The 10,852-nt window shown below is 68.7% G+C and carries 9 protein-coding genes and 1 pseudogene; 4 read left to right on the forward strand and 6 right to left on the reverse strand.

Features of this window, described 5'->3' with window-relative positions; translation table 11 throughout:
- Positions 1–201 precede the first annotated feature (201 nt).
- Complete coding sequence (locus tag Q0326_RS08665; RefSeq protein WP_298689199.1) at positions 202–975, forward strand: L,D-transpeptidase family protein; 774 nt, start codon at positions 202–204, stop codon at positions 973–975.
- Positions 976–1,093: 118 nt separating this feature from the next.
- Here Q0326_RS08665 and Q0326_RS08670 read toward each other — a convergent pair whose 3' ends face one another.
- The 3 genes from Q0326_RS08670 to proS all read right to left on the reverse strand — a co-directional run bounded on the left by Q0326_RS08670 (position 1,094) and on the right by proS (position 4,443).
- Entirely contained in the window at positions 1,094–1,768 is a 675-nt protein-coding gene (locus Q0326_RS08670; protein WP_298689201.1) for an ABC transporter ATP-binding protein, read from the reverse strand.
- The gene (locus Q0326_RS08675; protein ID WP_298689222.1) at positions 1,761–3,008 is read right to left on the reverse strand and encodes a lipoprotein-releasing ABC transporter permease subunit; all 1,248 of its coding nucleotides are present in this window, start codon (positions 3,006–3,008) and stop codon (positions 1,761–1,763) included. The genes Q0326_RS08670 and Q0326_RS08675 overlap by 8 nt, the downstream gene beginning before the upstream one ends.
- A 118-nt stretch (positions 3,009–3,126) precedes the next feature.
- Positions 3,127–4,443: a proline--tRNA ligase gene (proS, locus tag Q0326_RS08680; RefSeq protein WP_298689203.1), complete on the reverse strand. Its 1,317-nt coding sequence runs from the start codon at positions 4,441–4,443 to the stop codon at positions 3,127–3,129.
- 411 nt (positions 4,444–4,854) lie between these two features.
- Here proS and Q0326_RS08685 point away from each other — a divergent pair, with 411 nt between their 5' ends.
- Together Q0326_RS08685 and Q0326_RS08690 are read left to right on the forward strand one after the other, a co-directional pair.
- Positions 4,855–5,010 (forward strand): hypothetical protein, encoded by a 156-nt coding sequence (locus Q0326_RS08685; protein WP_298689205.1) that lies wholly within the window; start codon positions 4,855–4,857, stop codon positions 5,008–5,010.
- A 41-nt stretch (positions 5,011–5,051) separates the two neighbouring features.
- Positions 5,052–5,243, forward strand: a complete 192-nt coding sequence (locus Q0326_RS08690) for a hypothetical protein (RefSeq protein WP_298689207.1) — start codon at positions 5,052–5,054, stop codon at positions 5,241–5,243.
- Between the two features lie 193 nt (positions 5,244–5,436).
- Here Q0326_RS08690 and Q0326_RS08695 read toward each other — a convergent pair whose 3' ends face one another.
- From Q0326_RS08695 to tpiA, 3 genes and pseudogenes are all read right to left on the reverse strand, one after another.
- Positions 5,437–7,074, reverse strand: coding sequence for a CTP synthase (locus Q0326_RS08695; protein WP_298689209.1), 1,638 nt, complete (start codon positions 7,072–7,074; stop codon positions 5,437–5,439).
- Positions 7,075–7,619: 545 nt separating this feature from the next.
- Positions 7,620–7,871: pseudogene (secG, locus tag Q0326_RS08700) on the reverse strand (preprotein translocase subunit SecG); the annotation flags it as partial.
- A gap of 232 nt (positions 7,872–8,103) precedes the next feature.
- Positions 8,104–8,844, reverse strand: a complete 741-nt coding sequence (gene tpiA / locus Q0326_RS08705) for a triose-phosphate isomerase (RefSeq protein WP_298689211.1) — start codon at positions 8,842–8,844, stop codon at positions 8,104–8,106.
- A 158-nt stretch (positions 8,845–9,002) separates the two neighbouring features.
- On the opposite strand from tpiA, the gene Q0326_RS08710 reads away from it, so the two are divergent.
- Positions 9,003–10,852: peptidyl-prolyl cis-trans isomerase (locus Q0326_RS08710; RefSeq protein ID WP_298689213.1), on the forward strand; the 1,850-nt coding region annotated here is incomplete at its 3' end.

Here is a 10,852-nt window from a genome sequence, read left to right on the forward strand (position 1 = left end):
ATCGCCGCGGTGAACGGATTTCCGCGGCCCTGTCGCCGCTATGCCGATCGCCGCTGCAACCGGATATGAACGGCCCCGAATCGCTTCCCCTGATCGGGGGCGCATGCCACATTACCCATCGTGGTTAACGGCATTCGGGCGACCGTCCGATCCGTCCGGGTGCAGCGTTCCTTCTCCTCCCGACTGTCAGGGGCTTGCCCGATGTCCAGGCGCCGACGCCCGCTCCTTCTCGCGCTCGTCGCGATCGGCCTCAGCGCCGGCACCGGCGTCCCGGTCATGATGCATCACCGCGGCTATTGGGCGACACAGCCTCCGAGCGCCCGCCCCTCGCGCTTCACGCCCGCCGACGCGATGCGGCTGCGCCCCGGCCAATATGCCTGGTCGCCCTATGGCGACGATCCGACGCCGCTGCATATCGCGATCGACCTCACCAACCAGCGCGCCTTCGTCTTCCAGGGCCGCGCATTGGTCGGGATCGCGACCGTCTCGACCGGCAAGCCCGGGCACGGCACCCCGACCGGCACCTACCCGATCCTCGAAAAGGCGGTCTGGCACCGCTCGAACCTCTATTCGAACGCGCCGATGCCCTACATGCAACGGCTGACCTGGGGCGGCGTCGCGCTCCATGCCGGCTATAATCCGGGGCATCCCGCCTCGCACGGCTGTATCCGCCTGCCCTATGGCTTTGCGCGCATCCTGTTCCGCGCGACGGAAGTCGGCGGGATGGTGGTGGTGACCCGCGGCGTGCCGATCGCCGCGCCGCCGCTGCCCGTGGAGCAGATGGCGCGGGCGGAGCCGCCGGTGACAGACATGCCAGCCGCGCCATCCGACGCCGCGATGACGTATGACGTGCCGCGCGACGCTCCGGAGACATTCGACGCGCCGCTCGGGCCACGCCCACCGCGGCCGGCCCCGAGCGTCGCGATGATCAGCACCGAGCGCAGCGTCGCGGTGATGTCGTCGACCTTACTTTAGCCCTCTCCCTCCGGGAGAGGGTTGGGTGAGGGTCTCCAGCCCCCGAGCTGGGACGCGACGGCTGCGCCGCCGCTCCCCCTCACCCCGACCCTCTCCCCGCCGGGGAGAGGGGGCGTTCTTACCCCAGCACGCCCTCGTGCAGCCGGACCACCCGGTCCATCCGCGCCGCCAGCCGCTCGTTGTGGGTCGCGATCACCGCGGCGGTGCCCTCCTCGCGGACCAGCCGCAGGAACTCGACCAGCACGATGTCGGCGGTCGCCTCGTCGAGATTGCCGGTCGGCTCGTCCGCCAGCACCAGCGCGGGCCGGTTGGCGAGCGCCCGCGCCACCGCGACGCGCTGCTGCTCGCCGCCCGACAGCTTCGAAGGCCGATGGTCGAGCCGGTGCGACAGCCCCAGCGTGCCGAGCAGCAGGCGCGAGCGCTCGTCCGCCTCGGCCCGTGTCGCACCGTGGATCATCAGCGGCAGCACGACATTCTCCTGCGCCGAGAAATCGGGCAGCAGATGGTGGAATTGGTAGACGAAGCCGAGCCGGTCGCGGCGGACCCGCGTGCGCCCGTCATTGTCGAGCTTGGCCGCCTCCTCGCCGGCGATGCGGATCGATCCCTCGAAGCCGCCCTCGAGCAGCCCGATCGCCTGCAGCATCGTCGACTTGCCCGAACCGCTGGGCCCGAGCAGCGCGACGATCTCGCCGGGCGCGACCGACAGGTTGACGCCGCGCAGGACATGGATGGTGTGCCCGCCCTGCTCGTAGCTGCGCCGCAGATTGGTGACGTGAAGGATCGGCTCATTCATAGCGCAGCACCTGGACGGGATCGGTGCTCGACGCCTTGTAGGCGGGATAGAGCGTCGCGAGGAAGGTGAGGATCAGCGTCATCGCGATGATGATCGTGATGTCGAGCGGATCGGTCTTAGACGGGAGTTCGGTGAGCACCCGCACCGACGGATCCCACAGCTGCGCGCCGGTCATCGCCTGGATCGCGTCGACGACGTCCTGGCGCAGGAACAGGAAGATCGCGCCGAGAATCAGGCCGAGCCCGGTGCCGAGCACGCCGATCGTCATCCCCACGGTCATGAAGATGCGCAGCATCGCCGCGCGGCTCGCCCCCATCGTGCGCAGGATCGCGATGTCGCGCGTCTTGGCGCGGACCAGCATGATCAGCGACGACAGGATGTTGAACGCCGCGATCAGGATGACGATGCCGAGCACCACGAACATGGTGACGCGCTCGACCTCGAGCGCCTGGAACAGCGAGGCGTTCATCTGCCGCCAGTCGGTGATGGTGCCGTCGCGGATCACTTTCGGCGCGAGCGGCGCGACGATCTGCGCGACCTTGTCGGGATCGACCGTGCGCAGCTCGACCATCTGGACGGTGTTGCCCAGCAGCAACAGGCTCTGCGCGTCCTCCATCGGCATGACGACATAGGCCTTGTCGAAGTCATAGATGCCGATCTCGAAGGTCGCCGCCACCCGGTAGCTGACGATGCGCGGCGCGGTCCCGAACGGCGTCGATTCGCCTGCCGGATTGAGCACGCTGATCGAATCGCCGACCCCGATGCCGAGCGCCTCGGCGAGCTTGGTGCCGATCACGACATTGCCCGAGCCGGGCGTCACTTCGGCGAGGTCGCCCGCCTTGACGTCGGGCCCGATGGTCGCGCGCAGATCGGGCAGCGCCATGCCGCGCAGCAGGATCGGTTCGACCCGCCCGCCAACTTGCGAGAAGAGCGGCTGCTCGATCAGCGGGATCGCCGAGGTGACGCCGGGCGTCTCCTTCGCCAGTCTGGCGATGCGCTGCCAGTCGGGCAGGCCGCGGCCCTCATAGCCCTGGATGATCGCCTGGCCGTTGAGCCCGATGGTCTTGTCGAACAGCTCGGCGCGGAAGCCGTTCATCACGCTCATCACGACAATCAGTGCGGCGACGCCGAGCGCGACCGCGCCCAGACTGATCGTCGCGACCAGCAGGATGAACGCCTCGCCGCGGCCCGGCAGCAGATAGCGCCGCGCGATCATCCGCTCGGTGCGGTCGAGGATCACCGGAAGCCGCCGCACATACAAATCCCGTTCGCACTGAGCGAAGTCGAAGTGCAGCCACCGCAAGCGCATAGCCTTCGACTGCGCTCAGGCCGAACGGAGGTGGGGGCGTATTCAGAGCTCAAGAAGCCACCTTCGCGATCGCATCTTCGATCGACAGCTCAATCTTCTCGCCGGTCGGGCGGCGCTTGAGTTCGACGACGCCCTTGGCGATGCCCTTGGGGCCGACGACGATCTGCCAGGGCAGACCGATCAGGTCCATCGTCGCGAACTTGGCGCCGCCGCGCTCGTCGCGGTCGTCGTACAGCGTCTCGACGCCCGCGGCCTGCAGCCTGGCGTAGAGATCGTCGGCCGCGGCCGCACAGGTCGCATCGTCGGCGCGCATGTTGATCAGGCCGACCGCATAGGGCGCGACCGAGTCGGGCCAGATGATCCCGGCCTCGTCATGGCTCGCCTCGATGATCGCGCCGACCAGCCGCGACACGCCGATCCCGTAGCTGCCCATATGCGGGGTGAGCTTGGTGCCGTCGGGGCCCTGCACCTCGAGCCCCATCGGCTTGGAATATTTCTCGCCGAAGTAGAAGATGTGCCCGACCTCGATCCCGCGCGACTGGCGCAGATCGGCGCCGGCTTCCGCCTCGCGCGGCAAGTCGCGCTTCTCGTCGGTCGCGGCATAGTCGGCGACCGCGCCGGAGACGATCGCCTGCAGCGCCTCGGCATCGTCGAAGTCGACCGCGCCCGGCGCCACCGAGGTTTCCCAATTGCGGTGATAGAAGACATCGCTTTCGCCGGTGGGGGCGAGCACGATGAACTCGTGGCTGAGATCGCCGCCGATCGGCCCCGTGTCGGCCTGCATCGGGATCGCGCGCAGCCCCATCCGCGCGTAGGTGTTGAGATAGGAGACGAACATCCGGTTGTAGCTGTGGCGCGCGCCGGCTTCATCGACGTCGAAGCTGTAGGCGTCCTTCATCAGGAATTCGCGGCCCCGCATCACGCCGAAGCGCGGGCGGACCTCGTCGCGGAACTTCCACTGGATATGATAGAGGATGCGCGGCAGGTCACGGTAGGAGCGCGCGCTCTCGCGGAAGAGGCTGGTGATCATCTCCTCATTGGTCGGTCCGTACAGCATGTCGCGGTCGTGGCGATCCTTGATGCGGAGCATCTCGGGACCATAGGCGTCGTAGCGGCCCGATTCGCGCCACAGATCGGCGGACTGCAGCGTCGGCATCAGCAGCTCGATCGCGCCGGCGCGGTCCTGCTCTTCGCGGACGATCTGCTCGATCTTGCGGAGTACGCGCAGGCCGAGCGGCAGCCAGGCGTAGATTCCCGCGGCGGTCTGCCGGACGAGGCCGGCGCGGAGCATCAGCTTGTGGCTGACGATCTGCGCGTCGGTCGGCGATTCCTTGAGGACGGGCAGGAAGTGGCGGGAGAGACGCATCGCGACCTTCGCAGTGACGCCCGCACCACGGAATGCAGGGGGCGTCGCCGCTCTATTGCGCACGGCTTGCGGTGGCAACCTCGCCCCATGTTGCGGAATCGACACAGAGCGTGTCCTTTCGTTGCAGCCGCTCCACTATGCCAATGACAAGCCCGGCGTCTTGCCTCTAGGGATGATGCACGAACACAGGCACGGCCATGGTTCGGGGAGGGCGTCTCGGCCCCGTGGTTCCCTTTCTGAGGGGGGATGGAACCGCGAGCGGGCCGAACGCCGAAACTGGGGGCTGACGAGCGATCGTCACGCGGGATGCCCGGGTCGCAAGATCCGGGCGTTTCGCATTTGGGCCCGCTCACCTGCACCCATCGAGACCATTGCGCGTTGATCCTGCACCCTTCAATCGGAGCGCAGATCATGGCAAGCCAACCACCTCCCGGCGATCCCGTCACACCGATCGACGATCCGGTGCCGACCCCGGTCGATCCGCCGATCGTCACCCCCAGCGATCCCGGCGCGACGCCGAGCCAGCCGCCCGAACCGGGCAGCGATCCTTTCACCGAAGGTCCCTGATCTTCACCAGCGGCTAAGCTTTGGTCGGTAGCATCGCATCCATGCTGCCGATCCGCCACAAAGCGATCTTCAAGAGCCGCTGGATGGCGCTGCTGTGGGCGGCGGGGATCATCTGGACTGCGGTCGACTTCGCCGGCGGACGGTCGCAAGGCGACGGCAATAGCGCGTCGGGCAATGACGAGATGGCCGATGTCGCGGCGGCCGCGAACGCGTTCGACGGGATGGGAAAATAGCGCGGCGGCCTTTTCAGCCGTTTCCGTCGTCCCGGCGAAAGCCGGGATCCATAGACGGCGGCGCACCGGCTATCGCACGCCGTCATCGCTATGCCGCGTCAGCACACGGCACCGGTCACACATCTGTCGTCCCCGACCCCCGGCGATGCGCCGCATCAATGGGTCCCGGCTTTCGCCGGGACGACGCGCTGAATCAGACCAGCCGGCTCTGCTTGAGCGCTGCCTCGATGAAGCTCGCGAACAGCGGGTGCGGTTCGAACGGCTTGCTCTTGAGTTCGGGGTGGAATTGGACGCCGACGAACCAGGGATGGTCGGGCCGCTCGACGATCTCGGGCAGTTCGCCGTCGGGGGACATGCCCGAGAACACCAGCCCTCCCTTCTCCAGCGCGTCGCGATAGTGGACGTTGACCTCGTAGCGGTGGCGATGCCGCTCCGAGATCGCCTGGCCGCCATAGATCGCCGCGACATGGCTGTTGCCGGCGAGCTTGGCATCATAGGCACCGAGCCGCATCGTGCCGCCGAGATCGCCGCCCTCCTCGCGCTTCTGCAGGCCCTCGGCCGTCATCCACTCGGTGATCAGGCCGACGACGGGCTCGTCGGTCGGGCCGAACTCGGTGGTCGAGGCCGTCTCGATCCCGGCCGTGTTCCGGGCACCCTCGATGCACGCCATCTGCATGCCGAGGCAGATGCCGAAATAGGGCACCTTCTTCTCGCGCGCGAAGCGGACGCTGGCGATCTTGCCCTCCGAGCCGCGCTCGCCGAACCCGCCGGGGACGAGGATCGCATGCATCGGCTCGAGCGCCGGTGCGATGTCGGCCTCGGGGCCTTCGAACAGCTCGGCATCGAGCCAGCGGATGTTGACCTTCACCCGGTTGGCGATACCGCCATGGACGAGCGCCTCGTGCAGCGACTTATAGGCGTCCTTCATGCCGGTATATTTGCCGACGACGCCTATCGTCACCTCGCCCTCGGGATTGGCGATACGGTCCTCGATCTCGAGCCATTTGCGCATTTCGGGCGCGCTCCGGTCGGGATCGATATCGAAGGCGCGCAGCACCTCGGCGTCGAGCCCCTCGGCATGATATTGGCTGGGCACGCCGTAGATCGTCTCGGCGTCGAGCGCGGGAATGACCGCCTCGGGGCGCACGTTGCAGAACAAGGCGATCTTGGCGCGCTCGCTCTTGGGCAGCGGCTGCTCGCAGCGGCAGACCAGCACGTCGGGCTGGATGCCGAGCGCGGTCAGATCGCGCACGCTGTGCTGGGTCGGCTTGGTCTTGAGTTCGCCCGCGGCGGCCAGATAGGGTACCAGCGTCAGGTGGACGAACACGCTGTTGCCGCGGCCGAGATCGGTGCGCAGCTGGCGGATCGCCTCCATGAACGGCAGCGATTCGATGTCGCCGACGGTGCCGCCGATCTCGCACAGCACGAAGTCGAGATCGTCGACGTCGGTGCGCGCGAACGCCTTGATCGCGTCGGTCACGTGCGGGATCACCTGGACGGTGGCACCGAGATAGTCGCCGCGGCGCTCCTTGGTGATGATCGTCTGGTAGATGCGACCCGAGGTGACATTGTCGGACTGGCGCGACGCGACGCCGGTGAAACGCTCATAATGGCCGAGATCGAGATCGGTCTCGGCGCCATCGTCGGTCACATAGACTTCGCCATGCTGATAGGGCGACATCGTGCCCGGATCGACGTTGAGATAGGGGTCGAACTTGCGGATGCGGACCTTATAGCCCCGCCCCTGCAGCAGCGCCGCGAGGCTCGCTGCCATGAGACCCTTGCCCAGCGAGGAAACCACGCCGCCGGTGATGAAGATGAACCGCGCCATGGGAGTTGGGCCTTAGCGGTACGAATCGAGAAAGGGCAAGTCGGCGACTCCGCTACGCACGTCGAAAGGGCCGCCCGCGCCGACGCGGCGCGCGCGGACAACCAAACTAAGAGATTGAATTACTGAGAGTTGCCGCTGCTGCCGGCCGCAGGTGCCGTCGGAGCGGGCGCGGTGACCGTCGGTACCGGCTTCGCCGCCGGCGCCGCGGCCGTGCCGGCATGCGATCCGGTCGAGACGCCGTTGATGCCGATCGAGCTGCTCGCCTTCGGCGTGTCGATCGTCTTGAGGCTCACCGGCGCCGCCTTGCGCAGCGCCTGCGCCTGATCATGCTCGAGCTTGGCCTGCGCCTTCGCCTGTTCGGGGGTCGGCGCGGGCTTGGCGGTCGGCAGGCCGGCCGCGGCAGGCTGCAGCGCCTGCGCGGTCGCCGCATCGGGAACGGGCGCGCCCGTGGTCGCGGCGGGCGTACCGCCCGCCATCGGGATGCCCGCGATCGGCGAGCCGGCCGGGGTCGGCGCGGTGATCGGGCCGACCTGCCCCTGATGCGCGAGGCTGGTGTCGATCGTGCCGCCCGAATCCCGCCGCGTCGCCAGCACCGCCATCAGGAAGGCCATCAGCACGAAGGCGGTCGCCAGCACCGCGGTCGCGCGGGTCAGGAAATCGGCCGCGCCCCTCGCCGACATCAGCCCCGCAGGGCCGCCGCCCATACCGAGCCCACCGCCCTCCGACCGCTGCATCAGGATCACGCCGACGAGCGACGCGGCGATCAGCGCATGGACGACGAGCAGGAAGGTGAACATCGGGGGTCTCTTCGGCAAGGAGATGGGCGCCGGACGCGAGGCCGGACGATCAGGCGCGTCCTCTAGCGCGGGTGCGAGGCGAGTTCAATGCGGGCATGAGCCGCGTAACATCCCCCGCTACCCCCAACGCCGTTCCCACTGAGCGAATTAGAAGTGCGTGTTATCAAGCGCAGCGCTTGCAGCCGGTCCTTCGACTTCGCTCAGGACGAACGGAGGTTTCTGTTTCCGAAGATCAGCGCGCCGCCGCCGCGATGATCGGCACGAACGCTTCGGCAGTCAGGCTCGCGCCGCCGACCAGCGCCCCGTCGACATCGGGCACCGCCAGCAATTCCGCGGCATTGCCGGCCGTGACCGAGCCGCCATAGAGAATGCGCACGCCGTCCGCACGCTCCGCGCCAAGCTGCTCGACCAACACGCCGCGGATCGTCTTGTGGACCGCGGCGACGTCGTCGGCGGTGGGGGTCAGCCCGGTGCCGATCGCCCAGATCGGCTCGTAGGCGACGACCAGCGCGTCCCCGCCCGCGACCGGCAGCGAACCGCGCAGCTGGCTCGAGACCACCGTCTTGGTCTCACCCGCGCGATGCGTCTCCGCGGTCTCGCCGCAGCAGACGATCGCGATCAGTCCCGCGGCGATCGCGGCCTCGGCCTTGGCCTTCACCTCGGTGTCGGTCTCGTGCTGGTCGGCACGGCGCTCGGAGTGGCCGACGATCACCATCGACGCCCCCGCCTCGACCAGCATGGTAGCGGCGATACAGCCGGTGTGCGCACCTTTGGTCGCGGCGTGGCAGTCCTGCCCACCGATCGCGAGCCCCGGCTGGCGCGCGACCGCGCGCTCGATCAGCGTGAAGGGCGGGCAGATCGCGACATCGACGCCCGGTGCCGCCTCGGCCGCCGCCGCGATCGCATCCAGTTCGGCCAGACTGCTCCGCGAGCCGTTCATCTTCCAGTTTCCCGCGATCAGCCGTCTGCGCATGCCCGTCTCCGCTTGTTGTTGGCGATGAGATAGCCGCACGCCGGGATGCACGCCAGCGGCTCGCTTGCTGGCGGCGCGCAGCCGTTCTAGGGGAGGCGCTGCCTTCGTGATCGGGAATCCGCATGCTCTCCGTCTTCCGCAAAAGTCCGAAACTTGTCGTGATCATCTTCGCCCTGGTCGCGCTGGCGTTCATCGCCACCGGCGTGATCACGCGCGAGATGCCGGGGACGGGCTCGTCCGCCGGCGACGGCAGCACCGTCGCCACGGTCGGCGGCACGAGCATCGGCACGGCCGAGATGGAGCAGCGGATCCGCACCCAATATGGCCAGGCCTCGCAGCAGCAGCCCGGGCTCGACATGGCGAGCTTCGTCGCGCAGGCGTTCGCGCCGATCGTCGAGCAGACCATCGGCGCCACCGCGCTCGAGGCATTCGGCCGCTCGATCGGGCTCGTCGCGAGCAAGAAGCAGATCGACGGCAGCATCGCCGCGATCCCCGCGTTCCGCGGCCCCGACGGCAATTTCAGCCAGCAGGCCTATCTCGCCGCGATCGCGCAGCAACATATCGGCGACGCGCAGGTGCGCGCCGATCTCGGCGGCGATCTGGTGCGACGGATGGTCTATCTCCCCGTCACCGGCGCGCTGACGCTGCCCGACGGCGTGATCAAGGCCTATGCCGGGCTGATCGCGGAGCAGCGCAGCGGGTCGATCGGCTTCGTGCCGACCGCCCTGACCGCGGGCGGGCCGGCGCCGACCGATGCCGAGGTCGCCGCCTTCTACAAGGCGCATCTCGGCGCGTATACGACGCCCGAGCGCCGGGTGTTGCGCTATGCGCTGATCGGCCGCGACCAGGTCGCCGCCACCGCGATCCCGACCGAAGCCGAGATCCGCAAACTGTTCGACAGCACCCCTGACAAATATGCCGCACGCGAGACGCGCGACCTGTCGCAGGTCGTGCTGCCGACCGAGGCCGCCGCCAAGGCGTTCAAGGCGAGCGTGACCGGCGGCAAGAGCTTCGCCGACGCCGCCAAGGCCGCCGGCTTCGCCGCCGCCGACATCGCGATCGGCGACAAGAGCCAGGCGCAATATGCGGTGCAGTCCTCGCCCGCCGTCGCCGCCGCCGCCTTCGCCCTGCCCGACGGCGGGGTCAGCGATCCCGTCAAGTCGGAATTCGGCTGGCATGTCGTCAAGACGAACAAGATCGCCCGCGTGCCCGCCACGCCGTACGAGACCGCGCGCCCGCAGATCGCCGGCGATCTCGCCAAGGCCAAGCAGGATCAGGCGCTCGCCACCCTGCTCGCCAAGGTGCAGGATTCGCTCGCAAATGGTCAGGGCTTCGCCGACGTCGCCAAGGCCAACGGTCTGACCGCGGCCGACACGCCGGCGATCACCGCGGGCGGCATCGCTCCCGACCAGGCCGGTTACAAGCCCGCGCCCGAGGTGCAGCCCCTGCTCGCGCCCGGCTTCAAGGCCCAGCCCGACGATCCCGCGACGATGCAGACCGTGCAGCCGGGCGAGCGCTATGCCGTCCTCGCGGTCGCGCATGTCTTGCCCGCCGCGCCGATCCCGTTCGCGCAGGTCAAGCCGCGCGTCACCGCCGACGTCACCGCCTATCGCGCCAGCGAGCGCGCCAGGGCGATCGCCACCGCGATCCTGGCCAAGGTCAAGAGCGGCACGGCGATCGCCGATGCGTTCAAGGCGGCGCCGGTCAAGCTGCCCGACGTCCACACCACCAGCGGCCGACGCCTCGACCTCGCCAAGCTGCAGGGTCAGGTACCGCCGCCGCTCGCCGCGCTGTTCCGCGCGCCGGTCGGTGGCACGCAGCTCGTGCCCGCCGGCAACGGTTCGGGCTGGTACGTCGTCCATGTCGACAAGGTGACGCCCGCCGATCCCGCCACGCTGGCGCCGATCGTCGCCGGCACGCGCAACGACATCGTCCAGTCGGCGAGCAACGAATATCTCGAGCAGCTCGCCAATGCCTCGAAGCTCGCGGTCGGTGCCAAGCGCGACGA

The organism is uncultured Sphingomonas sp. (assembly GCF_937859915.1).
Classification (GTDB): domain Bacteria; phylum Pseudomonadota; class Alphaproteobacteria; order Sphingomonadales; family Sphingomonadaceae; genus Solisphingomonas.